Source organism: Pseudovibrio sp. W74, assembly GCF_001623085.1.
Taxonomy (GTDB): domain Bacteria; phylum Pseudomonadota; class Alphaproteobacteria; order Rhizobiales; family Stappiaceae; genus Pseudovibrio.
This window is the reverse complement of record NZ_LMCJ01000057.1, coordinates 158,570-185,091: the sequence shown is the minus strand read 5'-3', so window position 1 is coordinate 185,091 and position 26,522 is coordinate 158,570. Positions and strand designations below refer to the sequence as shown.

At 51.2% G+C, this 26,522-nt stretch carries 21 protein-coding genes; 4 read left to right on the top strand and 17 right to left on the bottom strand.

Going from position 1 to position 26,522, the window contains the following annotated elements:
* Window positions 1–109: 109 nt before the first annotated feature.
* The 6 genes from PsW74_RS23795 to PsW74_RS23770 all read right to left on the bottom strand — a co-directional run bounded on the left by PsW74_RS23795 (window position 110) and on the right by PsW74_RS23770 (window position 6,125).
* Window positions 110–772 carry an NAD(P)H-binding protein gene (locus tag PsW74_RS23795; RefSeq protein WP_063287157.1) on the bottom strand — a complete coding sequence of 221 codons (663 nt, stop codon included), beginning with the start codon at window positions 770–772 and terminating at the stop codon, window positions 110–112.
* A gap of 124 nt (window positions 773–896) precedes the next feature.
* On the bottom strand, window positions 897–1,343 hold the full coding sequence (locus PsW74_RS23790; protein ID WP_063287158.1) for a DUF4268 domain-containing protein: 447 nt from the start codon (window positions 1,341–1,343) through the stop codon (window positions 897–899).
* A gap of 94 nt (window positions 1,344–1,437) precedes the next feature.
* Window positions 1,438–3,090, bottom strand: a complete 1,653-nt coding sequence (gene groL / locus PsW74_RS23785) for a chaperonin GroEL (RefSeq protein WP_063287159.1) — start codon at window positions 3,088–3,090, stop codon at window positions 1,438–1,440.
* A gap of 65 nt (window positions 3,091–3,155) precedes the next feature.
* Complete coding sequence (gene groES, locus PsW74_RS23780; protein WP_057464068.1) at window positions 3,156–3,443, bottom strand: co-chaperone GroES; 288 nt, start codon at window positions 3,441–3,443, stop codon at window positions 3,156–3,158.
* Window positions 3,444–3,923: 480 nt separating this feature from the next.
* Window positions 3,924–4,499 (bottom strand): hypothetical protein, encoded by a 576-nt coding sequence (locus tag PsW74_RS23775; protein ID WP_057464067.1) that lies wholly within the window; start codon window positions 4,497–4,499, stop codon window positions 3,924–3,926.
* Window positions 4,500–4,673: 174 nt separating this feature from the next.
* Complete coding sequence (locus PsW74_RS23770) at window positions 4,674–6,125, bottom strand: sigma-54 dependent transcriptional regulator (RefSeq protein WP_063287160.1); 1,452 nt, start codon at window positions 6,123–6,125, stop codon at window positions 4,674–4,676.
* A gap of 380 nt (window positions 6,126–6,505) precedes the next feature.
* On the opposite strand from PsW74_RS23770, the gene PsW74_RS23765 reads away from it, so the two are divergent.
* Complete coding sequence (locus tag PsW74_RS23765; protein ID WP_063287161.1) at window positions 6,506–7,948, top strand: EAL domain-containing protein; 1,443 nt, start codon at window positions 6,506–6,508, stop codon at window positions 7,946–7,948.
* 44 nt (window positions 7,949–7,992) lie between these two features.
* On the opposite strand, the gene PsW74_RS23760 is transcribed toward PsW74_RS23765, so the two are convergent.
* The 9 genes from PsW74_RS23760 to PsW74_RS23720 form a co-directional block, all read right to left on the bottom strand.
* Complete coding sequence (locus PsW74_RS23760) at window positions 7,993–9,348, bottom strand: pitrilysin family protein (RefSeq protein ID WP_063287162.1); 1,356 nt, start codon at window positions 9,346–9,348, stop codon at window positions 7,993–7,995.
* Window positions 9,349–9,361: 13 nt separating this feature from the next.
* Window positions 9,362–10,771, bottom strand: coding sequence for a pitrilysin family protein (locus PsW74_RS23755; protein WP_063287163.1), 1,410 nt, complete (start codon window positions 10,769–10,771; stop codon window positions 9,362–9,364).
* 186 nt (window positions 10,772–10,957) lie between these two features.
* On the bottom strand, window positions 10,958–11,695 hold the full coding sequence (locus PsW74_RS23750; RefSeq protein WP_208985557.1) for a hypothetical protein: 738 nt from the start codon (window positions 11,693–11,695) through the stop codon (window positions 10,958–10,960).
* Between the two features lie 198 nt (window positions 11,696–11,893).
* Window positions 11,894–12,400 carry a signal peptidase II gene (lspA, locus tag PsW74_RS23745; RefSeq protein ID WP_063287164.1) on the bottom strand — a complete coding sequence of 169 codons (507 nt, stop codon included), beginning with the start codon at window positions 12,398–12,400 and terminating at the stop codon, window positions 11,894–11,896.
* A 27-nt stretch (window positions 12,401–12,427) separates the two neighbouring features.
* Entirely contained in the window at window positions 12,428–15,409 is a 2,982-nt protein-coding gene (ileS, locus tag PsW74_RS23740) for an isoleucine--tRNA ligase (protein ID WP_063287165.1), read from the bottom strand.
* 339 nt (window positions 15,410–15,748) lie between these two features.
* Complete coding sequence (locus tag PsW74_RS23735) at window positions 15,749–16,723, bottom strand: DMT family transporter (protein ID WP_063287166.1); 975 nt, start codon at window positions 16,721–16,723, stop codon at window positions 15,749–15,751.
* Window positions 16,724–16,885: 162 nt separating this feature from the next.
* Complete coding sequence (locus PsW74_RS23730; RefSeq protein ID WP_063287167.1) at window positions 16,886–17,824, bottom strand: DMT family transporter; 939 nt, start codon at window positions 17,822–17,824, stop codon at window positions 16,886–16,888.
* A 24-nt stretch (window positions 17,825–17,848) separates the two neighbouring features.
* Window positions 17,849–18,850, bottom strand: coding sequence for a bifunctional riboflavin kinase/FAD synthetase (locus tag PsW74_RS23725; protein WP_063287168.1), 1,002 nt, complete (start codon window positions 18,848–18,850; stop codon window positions 17,849–17,851).
* 234 nt (window positions 18,851–19,084) lie between these two features.
* A complete protein-coding gene (locus PsW74_RS23720; protein WP_057464057.1) occupies window positions 19,085–19,531 on the bottom strand; it encodes a MaoC family dehydratase in 447 nt (148 codons plus the stop codon).
* 280 nt (window positions 19,532–19,811) lie between these two features.
* Here PsW74_RS23720 and PsW74_RS23715 point away from each other — a divergent pair, with 280 nt between their 5' ends.
* Both PsW74_RS23715 and PsW74_RS23710 read left to right on the top strand, forming a co-directional pair.
* Window positions 19,812–20,195, top strand: coding sequence for a response regulator (locus PsW74_RS23715; protein ID WP_008552155.1), 384 nt, complete (start codon window positions 19,812–19,814; stop codon window positions 20,193–20,195).
* A 174-nt stretch (window positions 20,196–20,369) separates the two neighbouring features.
* Complete coding sequence (locus PsW74_RS23710) at window positions 20,370–21,044, top strand: protein phosphatase CheZ (protein WP_063287169.1); 675 nt, start codon at window positions 20,370–20,372, stop codon at window positions 21,042–21,044.
* 93 nt (window positions 21,045–21,137) lie between these two features.
* On the opposite strand, the gene PsW74_RS23705 is transcribed toward PsW74_RS23710, so the two are convergent.
* The gene (locus PsW74_RS23705) at window positions 21,138–21,992 is read right to left on the bottom strand and encodes a TIGR01459 family HAD-type hydrolase (protein ID WP_063287170.1); all 855 of its coding nucleotides are present in this window, start codon (window positions 21,990–21,992) and stop codon (window positions 21,138–21,140) included.
* Window positions 21,993–22,194: 202 nt separating this feature from the next.
* Between PsW74_RS23705 and mutL the strand changes: the two genes are divergently transcribed.
* The gene (gene mutL, locus PsW74_RS23700) at window positions 22,195–24,156 is read left to right on the top strand and encodes a DNA mismatch repair endonuclease MutL (RefSeq protein WP_063287171.1); all 1,962 of its coding nucleotides are present in this window, start codon (window positions 22,195–22,197) and stop codon (window positions 24,154–24,156) included.
* Between the two features lie 99 nt (window positions 24,157–24,255).
* Here mutL and PsW74_RS23695 read toward each other — a convergent pair whose 3' ends face one another.
* On the bottom strand, window positions 24,256–25,557 hold the full coding sequence (locus PsW74_RS23695; protein WP_063287172.1) for a porin: 1,302 nt from the start codon (window positions 25,555–25,557) through the stop codon (window positions 24,256–24,258).
* Window positions 25,558–26,522 lie beyond the last annotated feature (965 nt).

Genomic DNA, 26,522 nt, shown 5'->3' with positions numbered 1-26,522 from the left:
TAGCCCCGCCCAGCCCACGCCACACTGACGGTCGCTCCGCCAGCTGCCCGTGTACGTGGACATAGGATCAGTATGGCGGGTGATTTGGGCGAGGGGATAAGATTTTCGCTCAGCCAGCTCTATCGGCAATCTCGTCGCCTTCCAGAATGCTGAAACCACGCTCGCCGTCAAGCGCAGCGGCAACAAGTGCGCGTGCAACTGCGGCGCCTTCAATTGGACGATATTTGCGCAAAGGGCCTTTAAAGAGAAACGAAAGCCGTGGCAGCACCGACGCGGCAAGCCCCTCAGCAAAGCGTTGCTCCTGACGCTCACCCAGCAACAAAGAGGGCCGGAACACTTTTGTTGAAGGGAAAGCGAGCGTGCGAACGGCCTCTTCAAGCTCCCCTTTGACCTTCAGATAGGAGTTGGAACTGCCCGCTGCTGCACCAATCGAAGAAACCATGAGAAACTGCTCAGCACCGGCTTCACGCGCCAACCGCGTAAGGTCGTAGGCAAGCTGGAAGTCAATCGCGTAAAACGCTTCTTTTGAGCCGGCTTTCTTCAGCGTGGTCCCCAGACAGCAGAACACATCCGTCACGTTCATTGGCAGTTGAAGGCTGGAAAGATCGCTGAAATCGGTCAGATGCAACCGAAGCTTATCATCTTCAATCTCTGGATCTTTGCGCACAACTGCATGAACCTCGTCATACGCCTCACTGGCAAGCAGCAGCCGAACCACTTCAGAACCAATCAGCCCAGTTGCACCAAAGACCATCGCCACACGATTTTTCATAGGAAATTCCTCCGATTATCAGCCAAAGCAGATTGGTAGATCGGGGTGAGTGTTTAAGACTCGAACAAGTTGAAGCGTAATTCAAAAAATAAGAGCACCATTTCAGGTGCTTTCATTTCGATTGCTATTTGGGAATGGCAGAGAGCAGCGGGAAGAGTGCCATATGGAAGTTTCCGAGCCAGATTACATACCAGTCTGCAAGCTCTGGCATTGTCGTGTTGGTGCCAAGATCAACATATCTCTTCCATAACACGATGCTGCAATATCGGGCATGTTCAGCAGGGTCCCAATCAAGTGATGCGCCGATCGCTGTCTCTACATGTTCTTTTTGGCGTAGCAGTTCTTTGAAGTAGGCCTCGCCGGGCTCATTCCGAAAGTTGATCATAACTTTCGCGCAGTTTTCTTCATCCAGATAATGGAGACTTAGATAAGCGTTCGGTATGCCAAACTTGATGTCGTAGTAACTTCCGTCGGGAACATTATTTCTCAGTTTAATCGGAAGTTTAGTGTCAGACATCTGGTCTTTGACTGCTTGCCAAATTTCATGATGTTTTTGTTTTAGTTCACTCATGAGTTGTTATTTCCTAGCTGAAGCTGATTGTGACAATGCAAAAAAGGGCACCCCGAAGGATGCCCTAATTCGTTTAAGCGTTGGTTGGCTTGGCTTAGAAGCCCATGCCGCCCATGCCGCCCATGCCGCCGTCCATTGGAGGCATTGCTGGGCCGGAGTCTTTCTTAGGCAGTTCAGCAACCATTGCCTCAGTAGTGATCAGCAGACCAGCTACAGATGCAGCATCCTGAAGAGCAGTACGAACAACCTTAGTTGGATCGATGATGCCAGCTTCAATCATGTTGACGTATTCTTCGGTCTGAGCATTGAAGCCGAAGGTCTCATCCGCAATGTTGTCCTGGATTTTGCCAACAACGATGGAACCTTCAACACCAGAGTTTTCAGAGATCTGGCGAAGCGGAGCTTCAAGAGCGCGCAGAACGATCTTGATACCAGCTTCAATGTCAACGTTCTCGGAAGATACTTTCTCAACAGCAGCTTTTGCACGAAGAAGAGCACAACCACCACCTGGTACGATACCTTCTTCAACAGCAGCGCGTGTTGCGTTTAGGGCATCGTCGATGCGGTCTTTTTTCTCTTTAACTTCTACTTCGGTTGCACCACCAACGCGGATAACTGCAACACCGCCAGCAAGCTTAGCAAGACGTTCCTGCAGCTTTTCGCGGTCGTAGTCAGAAGAAGTTTCTTCGATCTGAGCTTTGATCTGGGAAACGCGTGCTTCGATGTCAGTTTTTTCGCCAGCACCATCAACAATGGTGGTGGTTTCCTTGGTGATGTTCACTTTGTCAGCAGTGCCGAGCATGTCAACAGTCACGTTTTCCAGCTTGATGCCGAGATCGTCGGAGATCACGGTACCACCGGTCAGGATAGCGATGTCTTCAAGCATTGCTTTACGACGGTCACCGAAGCCAGGAGCTTTAACAGCAGCAATCTTCAGGCCACCACGCAGTTTGTTCACTACGAGAGTTGCCAGTGCTTCACCTTCAACATCTTCAGCGATGATGATGAGTGGGCGGGAAGACTGAACAGCGCTTTCAAGGATTGGAAGCATTGGCTGCAGGTTGGAAAGCTTTTTCTCGTGCAGGAGAATGAGTGGCTTTTCCAGGTCTGCAATCATCTTCTCAGCGTTGGTGACGAAGTATGGAGAAAGGTAACCGCGGTCGAACTGCATACCTTCAACAACTTCAAGCTCAGTCTCAAGAGACTTAGCTTCTTCAACGGTGATAACACCTTCGTTGCCAACGCGCTGCATTGCTTCAGCAATGTCTTCACCGATCTGAGTGTCGCCGTTAGCAGAGATTGTGCCAACCTGTGCAACTTCGTCAGTAGAAGAGATAGACTTAGAACGTGCGGTCAGGTCAGCAACAGCAGCAGCAGTTGCCATGTCAACGCCGCGCTTCAGGTCCATTGGGTTCATGCCAGCAGCAACGAACTTTGCACCTTCTTTAACAATCGCCTGCGCCAGAACAGTCGCAGTTGTTGTGCCATCACCAGCAATGTCGTTGGTTTTGGAAGCAACTTCACGCACCATCTGTGCGCCCATGTTTTCGAACTTGTCGTCGAGTTCGATTTCCTTCGCAACAGAAACACCATCTTTGGTGATGCGTGGTGCGCCGAATGCCTTGTCTAAAACAACGTTACGGCCTTTAGGACCGAGGGTAACTTTTACAGCGTTTGCAAGGATGTCAACGCCTTTAAGCATCTTGTCGCGGGCATCGGAGCCGAATTTGACTTCTTTAGCAGCCATGGTTTTGTCTCACTTAAATTCTTGAATAACAGAAGGGATCGTAGGGTCTCAACAATGGCCTGGAATTAAGCCAGGATACCCATGATGTCGGATTCCTTCATGATCAGCAGGTCTTCACCGTCGATCTTAACTTCAGTACCGGACCATTTGCCGAACAGAACGCGATCACCAGCTTTAACGTCGATAGCGATCAGCTCACCGTTGTCCTTACGTGCGCCAGCGCCAACAGCGATAACTTCGCCTTCCTGTGGCTTTTCTTTTGCAGTGTCAGGAATGATGATGCCACCAGCTGTTTTTTCTTCAGACTCAATGCGGCGAACGACAACACGGTCGTGTAGCGGACGAAACTTCATAATTGGCTCTTCCTCTCATACGCGAGCGCCCCTTTTAGGCAACGCCCGGACGCGAAGGTTAAAAACTTTGAGAGTGGGTGAAACCTTGCGGGCCCACAGTGATTAGCACTCCCAAAGGCAGAGTGCTAACAACCGTGAAATGATGTAGTTTCACCCTCTGGTATAGTCAAGGAGAGAGCAGCAAAAAAATATTTTGGAGCGCAAAAAATATAGGAATACTGCGAGAAATTGGGGGCAATTTGGGAACAGTCTCAACTCACCCTAGACGAATGGACTGTCTGTGCTGCCTGCACGGGAATTTCCGGAATCAGCGCAAAAGAAAAGCCGGCTTTAAGATTAAAGCCAGCTTTTGAACTTTAACAGGAAGCTTTCAGGTCTTAGAGCGTGTTCCCGAAAAGTGGTTCCGGTTTTTGGATAAGAATACGCGCAAAATTAAAGAGTTAGAGCTTGGTGCGTGAATGCATATGAACGCAACATGCTCTAATTCTGAAGAGGCGCGTCCTTCATGGAAAACGGAAGCTCAAAGCTGCCGGACTTTTCCGAGTTCTCGTCGTTAAACTGCACCTTCAGCACATAGTCTCCAGCTTGCAGCCCTTTAAGGTTGAAGCTCAAAGATGTCTGATACTCGCGGATTTGGTTGAAGCTTGCCGAGTGCAAGGCGGTAAACCCGTCCTGAGAAGCAAGCACCTGACCAGTGGTGTTGCGCAGTTCAAAGTCAACACTCAGATCAATCGCATATGTGCTGCCCATCTCTTTGTAAGAGAAGCCAACAGGCTCAGCATAAACGGTCAATGGATCACCGCTCTGGAACTCTGTCGTCTCCAGAGGCGTGTAAGCCCCATAACTCTCAGCTGGTAGTGCGATGAATTTTGCTGCCGTAAAAGCGAGTGGCTGCTGCTGCCAGGCAATGGTGTAGGCGTCCTGAGCAGCTTTAAAGCCAGCGCTCGGCGCACTCTTGTCTTCAGCAGATGCAGCGCTACCCAACAAAGCAACCGCAAAAATAGAACAGGCTGCAGCTTTTGCGTAAGCTGACATCCCTCTCACTGTAAATGGCATTGTTAGCCCCCTAGAGCCAGCAGAACACAATATCTGCGGCACTCACCTGATTCTTGGCGGTGGTATAGCTCTTAAATCTAAGGGAGACAATACTGCCCCATTTGTTGAGGCAGCTTAGATATGCGTCACGAAGACATTCCTCATGCGATGGTTAAGCAATTACCACGCAATTGATCAGGCACCAGCTCGTTCAGCCCAGGATTGCTTCTTCCGGTAGATGGTCGAGGGGCTGATTTCCAAAGCGGCAGCTGCAAGGGCAATGTTGCCGTCAAAAGTTTCAAGCGTGGTCTCGATAATCTGCTTTTCCTGAAACCACAGCGGTTCGATAGAACGCCCCATGGAAGGCATAGGCTCGCTTGTGCTGAAGGCAATCTCGGAAAGAACAGGAACAGCCTGGTCACGCAGCAAAGGAGAGAGCATGAGTTCAGTGACTTCATCACCGTCATTCATGACCACAAGCTGGCGAATGACATTCTCCAGTTCGCGCACATTACCCGGCCAGCTGTGCTGCAACAAAAGAGCTTCTGCATAGGTCGAAAAACGCTGAAATCTGCGATTTTCTTCTGCGGTATACTTCTTCAAGAATGTTTGAGCGAGGGACGGTATGTCCTCGCGGCGCTCACGAAGAGCTGGCAGACGGATCGGCAGCACGTGGAGACGATAGAACAGGTCCTCACGGAAGCGACCAGCAGTGATCTCTGTTTTCGGGTCTCTGTTGGTTGCGCAGATAACGCGCAGATCCAGCGAGCGTGGTTTATGCTCTCCAACCCGTTGAATGGAGCCAGTCTGAAGGAAACGCAAAAGCTTGCTCTGCAGGCAGAGTTCCATTTCACCGATCTCATCAAGGAACAAAGTTCCCCCATCGGCAAGCTCTGCTGCACCAGCTCTGGCTTCATCTGCTCCGGTAAAGGCACCGCGTGCATGACCGAAGATCTCGGACTCCATCAAATTGGCCGGAATCGCTCCACAGTTGATTGCGACAAAAGGCCCGCCTTTGCGTGCCGATCTGGCATGCAGTGCCTGTGCACACAGTTCCTTGCCTGTACCTGATTCTCCGGTAATGAAGGCTGGTGCGCTGGATGTGGCCATCCGGTTGATCTGCGCATAAACGCTTTGCATGCGATTGGAAGCACCAACAAACCCTTCAAACTGAGCAGCTGGTCCAGACGTGACGCTGGAGACAATCGCCTCAGAGCCAGTCGCGGCTGAAAGGGAAGGAGAGGGTGCCGCTCTCTTGAAGACACCCAGATGTGCTTCAAGTTTCTCCAAAAGCATTTCGCTTGTGTAGGGTTTGGTTAAAAAGTCATGAGCGCCATTGCGCATGGCATTCATGGCACGGCTCACAGACCCCTTGGCACTGACCGCAATCATAACCGCGCGCGGCGCAGCAGCGACAATCTCGGAAAGCTCGGCTTCTCCGCCGATGCATTCAAGATCGACAATAACGATATTGATTGGGGTATGTCGCAAAAAGGCGACAGCATGTTCTTTGCTCGCAAGAACATGCGCAGGTTGTCCGCTGGTAACATGCTTCGACAAAGCACTACTGGTTTTACGAGCCTCTGCACGATTAGTGTCGACGACACAGGCGTTCAAAAACCTATTGGTAGCTTTGGGGGATCCCATTGGCAGGCAACCTCAAAAATCAATACATCAGGTCGAAAATCATTCGACACCCTGAGTTTGTGCAAACAGGGTAAACAAACCCTTTTCGTTTTCGAGGTTGATTGCATTATGCAGTTAATTTCTTTCACGCAGAACGCTTCGAGCAACTTTCTTACCCGATAAATATCATTGTTCGCCAGAATCGCGCGTCGAAGTTCAGCTCGGGATTGTGACGAAAATCGTATGCGCTGATGATATATGTAGCTCTATTGTCATTCTTGCGGGGACAACACGGGTTTTCCCTAGAAATATAATGGGTATAGGGTTCGAACGACCTCAGTAAATGCGGCAAAATTCAGGTATGTATTTTGTGATTCGGACCAACAGGTACTCTTGAGGATATGACGCGCTTGGCGAACATTTCCATTTTGTTTTCTATTTCAGCCATTGCGGCCTCTTGTGGCACTGTGATGGTCTACCTTTTTGCGCGTCCGGTTGGCGAGGCCATCACCGTTGCCTTCACGGCGATGTGCACCATGATCTTCATCCATTTCATGTTGACCCGCTCTCAGGAAAAATCCGCGGTATCTGACGCTGTCAATCGCTTGGAAGAGCGGATTGCAGTCATCGATGATGATGTCGGGAACCTCGAAGGCCGCCTAACTGGCGTCGAGCACAACATTCCGCGCCGCACACGGGAAGAGATCGACCCGTTGTTTGCTGAAGTGGAGGTAATCGGTTCTTTGGTGAAGCAGATGGCCGAAGCCATGGCCGACATGGAAACCCGGATCGAGGATCAGGGCATTGCCATCGAGGACCAGCGCACCAAGCAGGCACAGCTTCAGCCTCAACCAGCTCAGCGCCTGGCCGCTCCGCAGGCAGCGGCGAGAGAACCATCTGTTGATCTGGCCAGTCAGGCAGCTGCTGCATTTGCGAGCGCAGCAGGCCAGTCAATGGCAGCAAGTCAACCGATGGGTGCGGTGCAGGAACCGTTTGCTGAGACGCGCGCACCAGAGATGAAGCGCCCGGCAGCTCCGCGCATGCATCACCCCAATGCCGCTCTTGCCGAAGAAATTCGTGCAAGCATCGAAGCCGGCAGGGTGGACCTCTACCTTCAGCCAATCGTGACATTGCCACAGCGCCGTGTTCGCTATTACGAAGCCCTGACGCGTCTGCGCAAAGCCAATGGCGACACGCTGGAGCCAATCGAGTTCCTTCAGGAAGCGGATCGCACCGGCCAAATGCCAGCGATCGACAACATTTTGTTGTTCCGTTCCCTTCAGATCCTGAAGCGTCTGGCAACCCGCAACAGAGAAGCAGGCTTGTTCTGTAACCTGTCTCCAAGCACGCTCATGGATGAAAACTTCTTCCCGGGCTTTCTGGAGTTCGTGCGCGCCAACGACACATACTCAGATCTGTTGATCTTCGAATTCTCGCAGGCTGATGTCGCCGTCATGAGCGCGATTGAGTATGAGAGCCTCGCTGCTCTGGCTGAGCTGGGCTTCCGGTTCTCTGTGGATCGCATCACCGATCTGCGCATGGACTTCCGCGCTTTGGCTGATCGCGGCTTCCGCTTTGCAAAGCTGCACGCATCGCGCCTGTTATTGCATGAAGATGATCTGGCCAAGAGCAACATCCATCCGGCTGATTTTGGCAGTTTGCTGCAACGCTATGGCATTGAGCTGATCGTGGATCACGTGGAGAGCGAAGGCGCCGTGCTGGAGCTTCTGGAAATGGACATCCGCTGTGCGCAGGGCTTCCTGTTCTCACCGCCGCGTCCTGTCCGTGCAGACGTTCTGCAAGGCGCGCCAAATCCGCGGTCACTAAAGAAAGAGGCGAGCTGATTTTCATCAACTCGCCTGCTTGTTTTTCCTGCTTTGAGTAAGAGTTAGTTCAGTGGTTTGCCAACCGTAACAAAGGTTGGCTCAATGCCATCAAACATGTCCTGAGCAACCTCACGAACACCTTCCAGTGTCACGGCTTCAACCATCTCATTGCGCTTGTCGATGTAATCAATGCCCAGCTCCTGGGTCTGAATGCCTGTCAGCTGACGGGCAATGCTGCTGGAGCTGTCAAAGTTGAGAGCGTAATTGCCAGTCAGATAAGACTTCGCTTCTTCAAGTTCTGCCGGAGTAGGCCCAGTCTGCGCCATACGCACCATCTGCTTCTTGATGATATCAATCGCTTCACCAGCTTTGTCCGAGCGTGTACCTGTGGACCCCATCAACAGCGCTGCGTGCTTGTAAGGAACCAGATAAGAACCAACGGAGTAAGCCAGACCACGCTGCTCACGGATTTCGTCATAGAGCCATGAGGAGAATGAGCCACCACCCAGAATGTGGTTCATCACGAAGGCAGACATGAACTTCGGATCATGACGCTCATAACCCGGCAGAGCGAACTGAATGGAGGTCTGTGGGCTCTCAAAGTCAACGTGAACAGCCTTATCTGTCACAGGCTCCACATTGGGAATCGCAACCAAATCACCGTTCTCAGGCAGATTAGCAAAGACTTTGTCCAGAACGCTGGCCAGCTCATCAGCACTAATGGCTCCCACAACGCCGATCTTCAAAGAGTCCTTTGCAAAGATCTTTGCGCGCTGTGTTTTCAGATCATCAGAAGTCAGCTTGGCAACCGTATCCTCAGTTCCCCGGCTTGGGCGGCCATAAGGGTGATCCGGGAAGATGGTCTTGGACAAATTCAGACCAGCCAGAGCATCTGGGCGCTTCAGGCTACGACGAATGCCAGAGATCGTCTGTGCTTTCATCCGCTCAAGAGGATCATTGTCAAAACGTGGTTCATTCACAGCCAGACGAAGCATCTCGAAGGTGTGATCTTTATTGGCCTGCAAGCTCTGGAAAGACCCATAGAAGAAGTCGCGGCCAGAACTGAAGGACAGACTCATTGTCAGATCTTCAAGACGTCCTTGAAAGGCTTGGGAATCCAGATCACCAGCCCCTTCATCAAGCATGGTGCTCAAGAGGTTGGTCACACCCAGCTTTGCATCTGAATCCTGAGAGCTACCACCTGCAAACGCAAAGTTCAGCGCTATGATTGGAACAGTATAGTCTTCCACCAACCATGCTGTGATACCTCCGGGGCTTTTAACCTCTTGGATCTCAATAGCCTGACTGTTCTGCACAAAGGTAGCGACGAACAGGAATGACAAGGCCAGCAACGCAAACAAACTTGCCGTCATGCGGGAAGCGGAGGCAGAAGCTGCCATAAGAACTTTAGCTTTCATCGAGCGTCCCCTCTCACTCTGCATTTTCAGGTTTTGCAGCAGGCATCAGATAGCTCGCCACACTGGTTTCACTAAGGTACTTCTGTGCAACTGCCTGAACCTGTTCAGGTGTCACTTTGGCAATGCGAGCAGGCCAGGTCTGAACCTTCTCAACAGAACCGCCTGTGGTCAGAGCTGTCCCAAAGATGCGCGCCAGCACGTCTTGCTTGTCTTGCGCGTAAATGGCAGAGGCCAGCATAGAGCGTTTAGAACGTTCCACTTCTTCAGCTGTCACACCATTCTCAAGAACGTCATTCACGATTGCCAGAGCACGCTTCTCCAGTTCTTCCAGCTCAACGCCATCTTTGGGAGAGGTGTAAAGAATGAAGCGGGTGTCATCCAAAGCGGTAGACTGGTACCAGGCTCCAGCACTGGTTGCGACTTCGCCTTCAATCACCAGCGCTTTGTAAAGCCGGCTGTTAGCACCGCCACCTAAAATGTCTGAAAGCACTTCAAGAGCTTCAGAGTCACTCGGCTCAGCAGTGGTTGAGCTTGGTACGATCCAGCCATGTTGCAGGCTTGGCTGGGCAACCTGATCACTCTGCAGGCTGACTTCGCGATTACCTGGCACGATCTGGACATGCGGACGATCTCGTGGTCCCGGGTCTGCACGTTGCTCAACCTTGCCATAGGTCTTCTTGGCAAGGGCCAGAACGTCTTCCGAGGTGACATCACCGGCGACAATCAGGATTGCGTTGTTTGGTGTGTAGTACTTGTCGTAAAAGGCGATAGCGTCGTCTTTGTTCAGCGCCTGAATTTCGTTTTTCCAGCCAATCACCGGAATACCGTAGGGGCTGTTCGGAAACAGGACCTGATCGAATGTCTCAGATAATCTGGCCGCGGGACTGCGATCCACGCGTTGGGAACGCTCTTCGAGCACCACATCCCGTTCTGGATCAACCTGCTTTTCAGTCAGGATCAGGTTGGACATGCGATCAGCCTCATAGCCCATCACCATTTCCAGATGCTCTTTGGCAACCTGCTGATAATAGGCCGTGTAGTCTTGAGAAGTGAAGGCGTTTTCCTGACCACCTACCTGAGCAACCTTTTTGGAGAACTCACCCTCTGGTGTATTCTTGGTTCCTTTGAACATGAGATGTTCAAGAAAATGCGCGATGCCGGATTTACCGGGTTTTTCATCTGCTCCGCCAACGCGGTACCACACCATGTGGGTCACAATCGGGGCGCGTCGGTCAGGGATGACAACCACCTGAAGGCCATTGTCGAGAGTGGTTTGGGAAACATCGGTTCCGCCGATGTGTATTTTTGAAAAGTCTTCGATTGAAGCTTTCCCTGTCGTATCCGCAGCCACGGGCAATACAGGGCTTGCGAAAACAACCAGACTCAAAGCGAGGGCTTTAAGCGCGAGAGATCGACCAGTCACGTAGGGGGCTCCCTTTAAAATGAGCAGGACACAGCTGCCCTACCTATACCGTGATTGTGGTTAATCTCCTCGTGAATTATTCGTAATCTATTGCAGCTATAATGAAAAAAGCGCGAACATCGTCGCGCTTGCTTCATAGTTTACTCAGGCTTTCAGTAAGACTTGAACTCTCTGTTAGAGAAGTTCTTACTGCTTGCTCATATCGATACGAGCGCCGTCTTCAATTGCTGCTGCTTCACGCTTTTTGCGAACTTCTTCGCTTTCGTCCACTTCCGGGGTCGCAAAAGCAACGCCTGCAACAGGCGTGGAGTAAGCCACTGGAGGCTCGGTCAGGTATTTGCGTGTCGGCGTACAACTTGGATCGCCAGGTGCGCAAATCGGTGCTTCCACATCTTTGCCACCAAGCTGTTTTTTGGCAGCCTGATATTGCTTGCCAAGAGCTGCAAGTTCAGTCGGGCTCAGCTTGTCACCATCAAGAAGCTGCTGCTGACGTTTCTCAGCTGCGAAATCGCGAGGGCGAGCCGCTGCTTTCTCCAACGCAGGGTGGCCGCGCATTTGCTCAATGCTCAAAGGCTCACCTGGCTCTACCTTGTAGAACGCGCGGATCTCTTCAAGTTCTTCCTTGGAGCGGTCAACCGGCCAGTTGCTAGCAACTTCAGAAAGCTTGCGGGAATCTGGCTGCGGAAGGTTGCCAGCCTGTGTCGGCATAACAAGCGGAGCACGCTCTTTGTACTTGATGTCAGTGTTTTTCTGAGACTCAAGACCAACAGCGCTCAAGACACCCGTCATCAAACTCAAATCGGTGGTTTCAGTGCCATCATCGAAGTCACCATTACCTGTCATACAGGCGGATAGTGCGAGAGAGAGCCCGCAAACAAAAGTGGCCCGAACAACGAATTTTTTGCTACGGCTTTGCAATTTCATTACCCTTGTTTCCCGATCACCATCAAAACGGCGTTTGACAGGCATCACGGGTCAAATGACAGCCTGCGAAATCTGTAGTCCTCATAATCCAGTGATGCCACCTTAAAACAGGAATCACGAAACCATGAAGGCCCTAAGTGTGTAGTTATGCCCAGAAGCACCCGATATTCCCCACATATAATTGAGAATTAGGCAGTTTTAGGGCTGGCTATCCTTATTTTTGCCAATAAATAAGGTGTCGAGCAGCAAACCAGCAGCGCCAATAACAATCCATGCATCGGCAAGATTGAAGACGTACCAGGAAAATTCCCCAACATGAAAATAGAGGTAATCGACGACTTTGCCATAATAGAGGCGGTCAAAACCATTGCTCAGGGCGCCGGAGAGAACCAGCCCGAGGCAGAAACCTTCCAGCCGGTTACTTGCGCTCGCACTCCAGAACCAGATGAAAACTGAGGCAACAACCGTAAAGGCTGCCAATCCCCAGCGGCCAAGCTCTGTCGTTTGCTGGAAAAATCCGTAGGAAACGCCTTTGTTCCAGACCAGAACCAGATCCAGAAAAGGGCCAACTGGGATTGTAGGAATACCGCCACCTGAGAAATGAGCGACAGCCCAGAACTTGGCAATCTGATCAACAACCAGACCAGCTATGGCAAGGAGGAGGACGAGGGAACTGTGATGTCCCCAAAACTTCAGTTTCTTCAAGGTCAATTCCCTCGTCACATCGTTTGCTTAAACAGTCGCGCCATCCAGCTCGCGCATTGCATCCGCATCGCGCAGTGTCAGCTCAGGATACTCAGCGTCTGCACCAACTTCTGGCAGGATCTTCCAGGAGCGGGCACACTTGTTGCCCTCAGCAAGACCTGGCACAACGCCAACACCAGCAGTGTCTTCCAACGTGAACGCACCTTCAGGAGCGCTGTCAGAGGACAGGTTCAGCTGAGATGTGATCGCGATTTCTGCAGCGTCCAGACCATCCAGAGCAGCCATCAGGTCTGCATCTGAGATGTAAACGGTTGGATGTGCTTCCAAAGAAGAACCGATCCGCTTTTCACGGCGTTCGATTTCCAATGCACCAGTGATCACACGGCGCACCGCACGAACCTTCTCCCACTTCGCTGCCAGCTCATCGTTTCTCCACGCAGAAGAAACAGCAGGGAACTGCTGCAGGTGCACAGAAGTTGTCGCTTCACCGTAACGGTAGATCCAGCTCTCTTCCATGGTGAATGGCAGGATTGGAGCCAGCCACATGGTCAGATGACGGAACAGCTGCTCAATCACATAAAGAGAGGCTTTGCGCTTTGTGGAAGACGGAGCATCGCAATACAGCGCATCCTTGCGGATATCGAAGTAGAACGCGGACAACTCAACAGTCATGAAGTTGAACAGAGCAGAGAACACACGCTTGCTGTCGAACGCCTGATAGGCATCACGAACCAGCACATCCAGCTCGGCCAGACGGTGTAGCATCAACAGCTCAAGCTCATTCATGTCAGCAAGAGCAATCTCTTCGCCGTCATAGTGACCAAGAGACCCAAGCATGAAGCGCAGAGTGTTGCGCATCTTGCGGTAGGCATCAACGTTGGTCTTGATGATCTCAGGGCCGATACGCTGGTCTTCAGCATAGTCGACAGAACCAACCCACAAACGCAGAATGTCAGCGCCGTACTGCTTGATGACGTCCTGAGGTGCAACCGTGTTGCCCAAAGACTTGGACATCTTGCGGCCTTGCTCATCCATGGTGAAACCGTGGGTGAGAACAGCGTCATATGGTGCATGACCGCGAGTACCACAGCTTTCCAGCAGGGAAGAGTGGAACCAGCCGCGGTGCTGATCGGTACCTTCAAGGTACAACACGTAGTCGTCACCACCCAAACCTTTACGGTTCGGGTTCAGGTCTTCACGGCGTTCCATGCAGAAGGCGTGTGTTGAGCCGGAATCGAACCATACGTCGAGGATGTCCTCGACTTTTTCGAAGTTCTCAGCATCATATGCATCGCCAAGGAAGCGCTGTGTTGCGCCTTCTTCAAACCATGCATCCGCACCTTCATTCTGGAAGGCTTCGAAGATACGCGCGTTAACTGCTTCGTCCTTCAAAACTTCACCGGTTTCCTTGTTCACAAGTACGGTGATCGGCACACCCCATGCACGTTGACGGGAAAGAACCCAGTCAGGACGCGCTTCGATCATGGCGTTCAGACGGTTCTGGCCAGTTGCTGGCACAAAACGTGTCTCGGAGATCGCCTTCAGCGCGCGAGCACGCAGAGTGTCACCTTTGGCTTCCTCGGAAAGCTCCTTGTCCATGTAAACAAACCACTGCGGCGTGTTACGGAAGATCAGCGGTGCTTTAGAGCGCCAGGAGTGCGGATAGGAGTGCTTCACACGGCCACGAGCCATCAGACCGCCAACTTCTGTCAGCTTTTCGATAACAGCTTTGTTGGTGGAGCCTTCTTTGCCCTTACGGTCAAGAATGTACTTGCCTTCAAACAGCGGCACATGCGTATAGTAGGAACCATCCGGCTGAACGGTCATCGGAACCTGCTCAGTGCCCGCTTTTGCAAAGGCTTCCCGGTTGTCCAGGAACATCTGGAAATCTTCCTGACCATGACCAGGAGCGGTGTGCACGAAGCCAGTACCAGCATCATCGGTGACGTGCTCACCGGCAAGCATCGGCACGTTGAAGTCGAAGTAGTCGCCAGCGCCTTCAGCACCACGCAGCGGATGCGCGCAGTATTCGATACGTGAAGGGTCTACAGAAAACAGCTTTTTGTAGCCTGCTACTCTGCTTGCTTCAAAGACAGATTCTGCCAGTTTATCAGCGATGATGTACTTTGCACCAACCTTGGCCCAATTATCGTCTTCAGCTTCAGTGACTTCATAAAGCCCATAGCTGATGTCTTTGGAAAAGGAGATCGCTCGGTTCGCAGGGATAGTCCATGGAGTGGTTGTCCAGATCACAACAGAAGCTTCACGAATGAATGCTGCTTCCATTGGTTCATATTCAACACCATTTGCGTTTGGTTCATCTCTGTAGGTAGAGACTACTTTGAACGGTACCCAGATGGTGTGGGAGATATGGTCTTCATACTCCACTTCCGCTTCAGCAAGAGCGGTCTTTTCAACAATAGACCACATCACAGGCTTGGAACCACGGTACAGCTGGCCGGATGTCGCGAACTTCATCAGTTCTTTTGCGATCACAGCTTCACTGTCGTAGCGCATGGTCAGATATGGGTTGTCCCAGTCTGCTTCAATACCAAGGCGCTTGAATTCTTCGCGCTGAACGTCAATCCACTTGTCCGCAAATTCACGGCATTCCTTACGGAATTCGTTGATCGGCACAGCGTCTTTGTTTTTGCCTTTTTTGCGATACTGCTCTTCGATCTTCCATTCGATCGGCAGACCATGGCAGTCCCAGCCAGGAACGTAGTTCGCATCAAAGCCCTGCATCTGCATGGAGCGGTTGATGATGTCCTTCAGGGTCTTGTTCAGCGCATGACCAATATGGATGTTACCGTTCGCATAAGGAGGGCCATCATGCAGGATGAACTTAGGGCGACCTGCGGATTGATCGCGCATCACCTTGTAAAGGTCCTTGTCCAACCACTTGGAAAGGATCTTAGGTTCATTCTTTGGAAGGCCTGCCCGCATTGGGAACTCAGTTTTAGGCAGGTTGAGCGTGTCCGAATAATCGCGGCTCGGTGTATCGGTCATTTGGCAGTCCGCTTATGTGGGCATTTGTTTGCCCATAGGCATTTGGTAAAGCGCAGGAATTTGCGCAAGTTTGAAAATCCCGCCGTCTCTGTGACGGTTGGAGGTCTCCCGGTACTTCAGGGCGCCAGCGGGCGTCTCAACTGAAGGCCGGGCCAATAATTCGAAATTGGCACACCTTGAGTAAGGTCAAAGGAGCAGTCCTGTTATCTTCAAACTCGGCTAACATAATGAGTGCTTTTAGCAGCGCTTATCCTAGGAATAAAGAGCCTCTAACAACAAAGCTCAATATTCTCAAGACCAAGCGCAATTTTCCTGAAGACGGAACCCACGACCCAATCGTCAGTAATGGCGCTTGGGTGAGCTGTCGACAAGCTCTTCACTTTCCGCCTGACGCTTCGCAGCGGTCCGTTCACGGTGTGCAATGTAAAGCCCGCCACCTGCAATCAAAGCCACACCCAGCCAGACAAACATGTCCGGAATGTCCCCAAACAGCACAAAGCCGACAATCGTTGCACTGATGATCTCGGTATAGCTGAGCGGTGCAAGAACGGAGGCAGGGGCTCGGTCAAACGCAAGCACGATACAGCCGTGTGAAGCAAACGAGATGATGCCCATCAACACGAACAATGGCAGATGAGTAAGATCCGGTGTTGTCCAGGCGGCAGCTTCAAACCCAAGCAGGCTTGCGATGATAACAAGCGGTGTCAGCGTCAAAACACCAGCAATACCCGTCGCGAACTGAATGCCAAGCAAAGAGGCACTCCCTGCAAGTTTGCGCGTCAGAACAAGATAAACTGCAAAGGAGGTCGCGGCAGCAAGTGGCAACAGAGATGGCCAACCCAAAGCGCTGGATCCTGGACGGATAATGATCAGCGCTCCGATCATGCCAACCACAACAGCCGCCCAACGGCGCACACCTACTTTTTCCTTCAAAACAACGGCAGAAAGTACAGTCAGGATCATCGGCTGCACAAAGAAGATCGCAATCGCATCCGCCAAAGGCATGTATTTAAGAGAGGTGAAGAAGAAGATTGAGCAAATCGCGAGACAAGCACCGCGCACCAGCTGAATACGGTTGACCTCTTTCATCAAAGAGCCGAACGAACGGCCCATGAAACCCGCAATCACGAGAACAATAATCGCCTGACACAGGAAGCGGCCAAGCGACACCTCAACTGGCGAAATGAACGCACTAAGATACTTGGCCGTGCCATCCATCAGGGGGGCCAGAGACATTCCGGCGACCATAAACAGAATGCCATGTAGCCCGGCATTGGAGGTATGACTATCTGTCGAGGCGGTTGTTGTTGTCATGTTGCTCTCGGATAATGGGGATACGCTGACATATCAAAGCCAGCGCAGAGGGTAAGGGCCTATATTGACGCACCAGCTATTCCTTTGCGCAACCAAAAGAAAGTGCCGGTAGCGGGCTATTCAGTGCAGTTATCTAAAGAGTATCTGTTCCGCCCCTCAATATTATGAGGGAGAGGGTTTTCTCTCTGCATTTGCAAGTATCAGTCCGCTGCAGATAAGCATACCAACGCCAACCCAGACAAACTCGTCTGGGATTTCATTGAAGACCAGGTAACCGATTGTAGTTGCCGAGAAAATTTCAACGTAATTGATTGGAGCCAATACAGATGCCGGTGCTCTCTCAAAGGCTTTGACCAGCAAAACATGCGCGATCAGGCCAGTGGCACCAAGACAGCATAACAGGATTGTTGGCAGCGTAAAGTTGGCCTCCTGATTGACAATCACCAGATCTCCACCAAAACCAGTCAGCCAAGCATAAATGATGATCGGCAAAATAAAGAGACTGCCAGCAAAGCCAGTCGCGAACTGTATGGCGAGCTGAGAGGATTGCCCGGAGAGCTTGCGTGTCAGCATCAGATAGCAGGCAAATGTAAACGCAGCCGCTAAAACGAGAAGGCTCGCCGGTTGGAAAACGCCGGTGCTGGGGCGCATGATCACAAGCACACCAGCAAACCCAATCAATACCGCCAGCCAACGTTTTGGACCAACTCTCTCCTTCAGAAAGACTGAGGACAGAACAACAAGAATAACCGGCTGCACAAAGAAAATTGCCGTCGCATCTGTCAATGGCAGGTACTTTAACCCAAACACAATGAACACCGAGCCCACCGCAAGCAGCAAGCCACGGCAGAACAAGGGCAAGGTGGTCTCTTTCAAAAGACTGAGCCAGCTCCGTTTTTGAAAAGTGGCAATCGCCAGAATTATGACGAGCTGCACGGCAAAGCGGAAGAACGCGACCGTCAAAGGAGAGAAAAACTCTGAGAGGTATTTCACCACGCCATCGGTGCTCGATAGAATGAGCAACCCGCACATCATCAGCAGTACGCCATGCAACACATTATCAGAGCTGGCAGTGCCAGCTCTCGTAGCCGCTGATGTCATGAACTATCTTTCTAAAGGGGGTGACTACCCGTCAGCATTGAGCATTTGGTCCAGATGAGAGAGCGGTCGCATGGAGGCAATCATTGCCCGTGCCTCAGCGCTATCCTGATCCATTTGGCTAATTAAGGCTTCAATACCGTCAAATTTAAGTTCGGCACGGATAAATCCGACGAAGCAGACTGTGACTGGCTTTTCATATAGGTCACCAGTGAAGTCAAACACATGCACTTCAAGCAGCGGTGCGCCATCATCAAAAGTTGGACGACGACCAAAACTGGCCACACCATCATGCATCACACCGTCAATTTTGATCTGAACGGCATAAACGCCTTCTTTCAGCTCGCAATTATCGGCAAGCTTCAGGTTCGCAGTTGGGTATCCCAACTCGCGGCCACGCTTCTCACCGTGTTGAACGGTCGCTTCAACAAAATAACGATACCCAAGTAAGCCGTTTGCCACTGCCAGTTCGCCTTCAGCAAGAGCGGCGCGGATACGGCTGGAAGAGATGATTTCTCCCCCTTCGTCACCTTCTGCGCCAACGATGGTCACGGCAAATCCATGGGCTTCACCAGCTTGCTCAAGAAACTCAGGTGTTCCTTGACGCCCCTTCCCAAAGTGGAAGTCATAGCCAGTGATGCTCTGGGAAATGCCAAGGCGTCCAACCAGAATGTCCTTCACAAAATCTTCAGCGGCCATACCGCCAAACTCTTTTGTAAAGGGCAGTTCGATCACGCCATCCAGATGTTCCGCTTCAAAGATCTCTGCTTTGACATGTGCAGGCGTCAAACGAAACACAGGCTGATCAGGCCGGAAAAAGGTGCGTGGGTGTGGTTCAAATGTCATGGCGAGGGCCGGAACACCGCGCTTTGAAGCTTCATCACGCGCTAAATCAAGGACAGCCCGATGTCCGCGGTGAACACCATCAAAATTCCCAATAGCAACAACGCCGCCGCGCAGTTTGTCGGGAAACTGCGCAAGGTCGGTAATATGCTGAAAAGAATGCGCCTGTTTGATCGGCTCACCCATGAACTGTACTTCCCGCTTGAGCGTATTACCGAAAAGTGGCTCCGGTTTTCGGATTAAAATACGCGTGAATAGAGAGATTCAGAGTCTGACGCGCGAATGCGTAGAGCGCAGCATACTCCAAACATCTGGAATTTTGCGAGACGGTGCCGTGAGAAGTCCGCCCCGTCAAGCTCTTGAGATGGAGTTTGCCGGGCCGGACACAAGAAACTTCAAGTCCTGTGCAGGAATTTCAGCTTAAAGCGGAATATCCATGTCGGCGCGAGCAGGGACTTTGACCATCGCTTCCCCCTCCAAAACCACCTTGCCTTCGACCAGGCACTGGCAATCCAACCTAGCGCGATTGCCCTTGTCGATCAGCTCTGCAACGCTTACGCGCACCTCAATATCGTCGCCGATATACACAGGCGCGCGAAAATTTAAAGATTGAGACAAATAAATTGCACCTGGGCCCGGTAATCGCGTTCCAAGTACGGCTGAGATAAGGCTCGCAGTGTAAAGACCGTGCGCAATACGAGTTTTGAAAGGGGTCTTTGCTGCAAAATGCTCCGACAAATGGATTGGGTTTCTGTCACCGGAAACCTCTGCGAATCCTACGATGTCTTGAGAGCTGACGTGCTTTACGAAAACTTCGGTCATGCCGACTGAAAGGTCTTCATAAGCGAGTGGACGAAGGCTGAGCATAGTGTTTCCTCGAATTAACCACAGGCAATATTGCCGGTAAAACGCGCGGAAACGCTAGTAAGCGGACCTCTAAAAAACAATTAGGCTTTTAGCATTATTGAAATCGTATTGGAGAAATTAACCTAACTATAACGTAGGGCGGTTAATTTCGCGAAGTTGAATTGGTGGGGACCCCTTTTATTTGGAAGGACACCTGCGTCCAGTGTGACCGAACAATGTCGTGGTCGCCGTGAGTATAGCAGAGAGGCAACGACAGCCTCTTGAGAATATGGAGTTGTACATGGCCCTTGATCTTCAGATGCCAATTCTGGTTGTCGATGATTATAAGACCATGATTCGAATCATTCGGAACTTGTTGAAGCAACTTGGCTTTACGGACATCGATGATGCGGCTGATGGCACTGAGGCCTACGAGAAAATGAAGCAGCGCCGCTACGGCCTGGTGATCTCGGATTGGAACATGGAACCTATGACTGGCTACGAGCTGCTCAAGCAGGTCAGACAGGATGCTGCTCTGTGTAAGACGCCATTCATCATGGTGACGGCTGAGTCTAAAACGGAAAACGTGATCGCTGCCAAAAAGGCAGGGGTTAACAACTACATCGTTAAGCCGTTTAACGCGCAAACTCTTAAAGGCAAAATCGAAGCGGTATTCGCGGACTAATTTGCTTTGCGCACAATTGAAGAATATGGGCTGGGGTGAGGACGCGATAACGAGAGCGCCCCAAACCCTTCTGTGCACCCAACTGACCGGTTACAAGGTCGGGTAGAGCTCTGACCCGGCAGGCGATTTTGCCTGCTGGAGGAGACGTTCCCTACACAGGCAAAGGGAAGTGTTTTGACCAAAATTGATATTCAGCAACTCATCGATTTTCTGGAAGAAAGCCGTGAGAAATCTAGCGAAGTCACACTAACTGATGTGATGGGCCTTGCAGAGGTTATGACAGGTTCAATGGGGGACATCATTGAGCACATCCAACCTGCAGTGACCGTGGAACTGGCAGAAATCGGCGCGGAAATTGCACGGATGAAAGCCGAAATCAGTAAGCTTCGTGTCGCAGATATGAGAGATAATCATATCCCTGACGCTGGTCGGGAGCTGGATGCTATTGTTTCTTCAACAGAGGAAGCAACACATTCAATCATGGAAGCAGCTGAGGCCATCATGGCAGCTGATCCTGAGGACACTCAGACCTATCAGGACACCGTCAACAATCAGGTTATGGAGATTTTTCAGGCCTGCGCGTTTCAGGATATTACTGGACAACGCATTTCTAAAGTTGTCAGCACCCTGAATACGATTGATGAGCGTGTTTCCAACTTCGTCGAACGTTTACGTCTTGAGCAAGAAGCTCATAACGAACAGGGCGGGGAAGAAACGGATGAAGAGCGCCGCAAGCGTGAGCTGATCCTCCATGGCCCGCAGCACAAGGGCGAAGGCGTCTCTCAGGATGAGATTGATGCTATGCTCGGTGATGTGCAGCAGGACGATATCGACAAGCTGTTCGCCTGATTTTACTTGCGATCAATTTGTCAGTGGCACTGCCCACAAACAAGAAATCTAAAAGCAGTTTGTTGACCTGAAATGGTGCAAACTGCTTTAGTTTTACCAGCTCAGGCGCCCCATAAAACTGTGCGCATGCAGGCCTTCTGCCTTAAGCATGCTTTCAACGGCTTCGGCATCCCCTGTCAGATCCGCTGCATGAATACCTTCCGTCAAAAACAAAGCGTGGATGCCCTGGGCATTCGCACCTTTGATATCAGTCGGTAAACCGTCACCAATTGCCAGAATCTCAGTTTTTTCAATCGTTCTGCCTGCATGCACATTCAGTTCTGCTCGCGCCATATCGTAGATCGGATGAAAAGGCTTGCCCGTAATGATGACACGGCCACCCATCTCCTCATAAAGCTTTGCGAGTGCACCTCCACACCAGACCAACTTGTCGCCTTGTTCAGCAACAATGTCTGGGTTAGCGCAAATGAGCGGAAGATCCAGCTTCAATAACTCTTCAAAATGAGAGCGGTAATCCTCTGGCTCTTCCACGCGCCTGTTATTCAAACCTGAACAGACGATAATGTCCGCAGCATTTGGCTCCACAAAGTCAAAACTCGCACCGTGAAACAGGCTATGATTCTTTTTAGGGCCAATGTGGTAGACCTTCGCATGATCTATGGTGCGCAGATCAGCCTGAACAACATCACCGGACGAGACAATCGAGTCATAACAGGTTTGTGGAACACCCAAACTGCGAAGATGCTCTTCAATCTCATGGGATGGGCGCGGTGCGTTGGTAATCAGAACGACAGGCTTGCCACAACGCGCCTTATAGGTCTCAAGTGCGTCAATTGCTGCCGGAAATGCCCTCACTCCATTATGTAAAACACCCCAGACATCACATAGAATGCTGTTGAATTGATCTGCAATCTGGCTGAGGCCAGTGATGGGGGATTGCTGCTTCATATGATGTTCTCTTGGAGGAAACTTGGATACGCTCTTGAAAAAAGAGTAGAGTTGAGCCAAATCCTCATAGCCTGAGCAGGTGGCGACGACAAGTAGATATAATCATTGCTCATCTTGCATTGATACTGAGCGCAAATCTCTGTCACAAATATGATTTGGATGCGCCATGTATATGCAGAACAACTTTTGAGACGGAGCGGTTATGGCGGTAAGACAACTTAGCGATACGACAATTAACAGAATTGCCGCTGGTGAAGTGATCGAGCGGCCTGCAAGTGTCGTCAAAGAGCTGGTTGAAAATGCAGTTGATGCTGGTGCTACGCGCATCGAGATCGTCACCGCGACCGGTGGCAAAAGCCTGCTGCGTATCACGGACAATGGTGCAGGCATGACGAAGGAAGACCTTCAACTAGCTGTCCGCCGCCATTGTACATCTAAACTGCCTGAAGATGATCTCATGGACATCCGGACCATGGGTTTCCGCGGAGAGGCACTGCCATCTATTGGCGCGATCTCACGTCTGGAAATAACCACACGCCATGCCTCGGAACCTCACGCCTGGAAAATCGAAGTTGAAGGCGGCCAGGACAATGATATTGAACCAGCTGCATTGAACTCCGGAACACGCGTAGAAGTGAAAGATATCTTCTTCTCTGTGCCCGCCCGTCTGAAGTTCCTGAAGTCCGACCGTGCTGAAGCAACCGTGATCACGGAAATCATCAAGCGCATCGCTCTTGCAAACCCAACTGTCAGGTTCACCCTCTCTGGATCAGACCGCCGGCAGCTGGAACTGCCAGCTTGTACAGGAGATGATGCAGATCTCGCTCGGATCGGACAAATACTGGGCGCTGAGTTTACAAAGAACGCTATGGAGATTGAGGCGCTGAGGGAAGGAGTACATCTGTACGGATATGCAGGCCTGCCGACCTTCCACCGCGCCAACTCACAGCACCAGTTTTTCTTCGTAAATGGCCGCCCAGTCAGAGACAAATTGCTCCTGGGCTCCCTGAAAGCAGCATACTCAGACGTGCTATCTCGTGATCGCCACCCGATTGTAGTGCTCAACATTGATCTTGACCCTCACCAAGTGGATGTAAACGTACATCCAGCAAAGGCAGACGTACGCTTCCGAGATGGTCAGCTGGTTCGTGGATTGATGATCGGTGCGCTGAAGAATGCCTTCGTTCAATCTGGCTTCAGAGCATCCACAGCAAACACGCAATCTGCAATCAACGCCATCCGCCCAATGGGGCAAAGCGCAGGCTTCAATGTTCATTCAGGCGCATCTATACATACGCCGCAAGGCAATAGAGAAGCCCCTCAAAACTATTCATGGCAACAATCGTCCTATCGACCGGAAGAAGGTCCTGCAGGTGTGTGGAGTGCTGCAGATATCCCGGAAGTCGGATCCAGCGAAATGCAGTTGGGTCTGATGGAAGCCAATGCACCTTATTCAGCACCAATGGATCAATCGCAGTCTCAGTTGCCAGCGAACGAGCAGGGCGCACAGGCCTACCAACTGGTCGACGCGCCATCCGCAGACTCGCGAGCCCACGGACATCAGTTACCGGAAGACCGGGAAAACTTCCCGCTTGGTGCCGCCAGAGCGCAAATCCACGAAACTTACATCGTGTCGCAAACCAAAGACGGGTTGGTCATCGTAGATCAGCACGCAGCCCATGAGCGGCTTGTCTATGAACAGCTGAAAGAGGACTTGTCGAAGCGCGATGTGTCTCGGCAGATGCTGCTCATCCCGGAAATTATCGATCTCCCTGAAGAGGATGTCGCACGACTGGAAGAGCGTGCGCTTGAGCTTGAAGAAGTTGGCCTTGTTCTGGAGCGTTTCGGTCCGGGGGCAATCGCAGTGCGAGAAACCCCATCCATGCTCAAACGCCTTAACATCAAAGCGCTTGTGCAGGATCTTGCCGACGATTTTTCGGAGTTTGACAGCTCAACCCGCATCAGAGAGAAGCTGGATCTGGTGGCTGCAACAATGGCATGTCATGGATCGATCAGAGCAGGGCGAAGAATGCGACCTGAAGAGATGGACAATCTACTTCGCGATATGGAAGCAACGCCAAAGTCAGGACAATGCAATCACGGAAGACCAACCTGGATAGAGCTGAAGCTCTCCGATATCGAACGCTTGTTTGGTCGCCACTAATTTATACGGCAAAAACCAGAAGAGGCGGATCAATGATCCGCCTCTTCCAGTTCGTATTCTCGATTACACTAGGTAATCGATGGGTTCTGACATGTGGCCTCAGAAGTCCCGTTGAACACGGAGCAGGACTGAGATGATATCCTGTTGGCCGAGTGGGCGAGTTGGGTTACCGCCGTTAGTAGAGTTATCGGGGTAAAGGTTCCCATTCGCTACGTTTCGATAGGCAACTTCAGTACCGATTTCGAAGCCGCTAACTGGTGTCCAGCCAACCTTACCGACAACATCCCACTGGTTTTGGTTCCAAAGGAACTTGGAGCGAGCGTTAGCAAAAGAAGCCTGAATTGCTGCGTTCCACTCAGGAGAGAAGTCGGCTTGGAAACCCCATGCGATGGACCAACCGGTTGCAATTCCGTCTTCACCATCTGTAAGTGAGGTCGCATCCCAGACTACGTTCTGCCAGTCACTGTTTACGTAACCAAGCGCACCCTGTGAGAAGGTTGCCTGAACAACACCCTGGAAACCGGAGAGCGTGCTAGTGAAGAATGGTAGGTCAAATTCAAAACCACCACCGACGGCCCAGCCGAGCAACCCAGAAGGGTAAGATTCAAGATAACGGATCTCAGTTAGAGCACCCATGATCTGTGCGGAACCCCAACCTTGATCAAGTCGGATGTTAGCAACAAGGTCAGGGAAGCGCATGCCGCCGTAGCCTTGGTTAAATCCGGTTGAGTCAAGATATTCACCAGTAAAGAGGTTCTGCTGGCGAGCTGTTCTGTCTTCCACAGACCAGCTGGTGGACAAGCCGTTACCCAAATCGAAGGTATAACCAGCAAGCCAGAGGTTTTGGTCAGAGTACGCAACGGTGGTGATCGCACCGTAGGCATAACCGGTCCAGAAGTCATAGAAGGACTGTGCACGACCAATGGTCATGCCGCCAAACTGTACGAACGCATAATCAAGCGTCATAACAGTGTTGTCCTGTTCAACCCCAAAAGAGCCGACTGGGTTGTTCACGTTAGGAACAGAGCTGTCATCCTGAATAAAGCCAGGTGTGTCGACTGTTCCGAACAAATCAATGTAAGCACGAAGCAAGCCGTATTCTGTTTGAGTTCGGGCGTCCATGCGGAGGTAGCCACGTGCACGAGTGGATGTTGAATTTCTTGTCCGCTCAGACCAGTCGCTTGGGGCCGCCCCAAAGTTGTTGAAACGGTATTCTGCACGAACACGACCGCGAATTCTCAAACAGGTATCTGTGCCTGGAATATAAAAATATCCAGTACCGTAGGCGTCACAAATCTGGACATATTCTACGGGCTCCGGTGCAACGGGAAGATCGGCTGCAAGGACCGGAGTGGCACTCATCATAAGCGCTGCTGCGGCGCTAGTTGTAAAGTGGCGCATAATTCGACTCCTAAATCGGGTAGAAACCCACTCCTCAAACAAGGTTTATTGACAAAACTACTTAAGGCGGCCCAAATGCTGCCTAAGCAAAACTAATTTTATTGTTGTGTACGCGAATTCCCTGCAGCAATTGATGCCAGCACATGCTTGTTTATGCAATAATAACTCTAAAAATAACCTAGAGTTATCAAGCTAATCGAAACCGCTGTTTCATTCCTGCAACGCTTTTATCCCAAACTAGGTAGATGTAACAAATGCATTTCAGGGGTGCTTTTTATCGAATTAAGCCATTGTTATTGTTCGTTAAAAAATCATTACGCAGATTTGCGAGCCCTTTTCCTATGCAAGCTGCGTCATTCGAATCATAGACACAAATGAGGTCCGTATCAGGGAGGCGTGATGCTCCATGATAAGTATAGTGATAGTATTTACAAGTATTCGAATTTTGCGTTGTTTTGGGGAAGTTTGCGTTCTTTTGAGGACTGACGCGCTGCAATGCGAACTGTGAACCTCAATCCCGCAAATCTCTGTTTTTCAGGAGGCAGAGGGCCAATGCATCCTCCAGCCCACCCACACCGGACCAGATCCTCCGCCACAACACGGTGTCATCACCTCAGAATGCCGGGCAGCAACGACCTGCTTCAATCAGTTCGGGCTGAAGACCCCAAGCTCGCCTCTGCTCACAGTCCTCGCCCACCTGCGCCATCATTGAGCGCACTCACACATCACGGCGGTCCTCTATCCAGCACACAGAGGGGAGGGCAACAAAAAAGGCCTTCCCGAAACCACATCGGAAAGGCCTTCTTCTACTCTTTATATATAGGGTCGCTCTGGGCTACACGCCGAGATACCTGAGAATGAGGATCTGACTGTCGCCCGCATGGCGTACATCCAGCCCTTCAAACCCGTCAGGGATCACTGGAGAAACGCTCGCATCTTCTTCCCAGATGCAAAGGGCGCCTTTA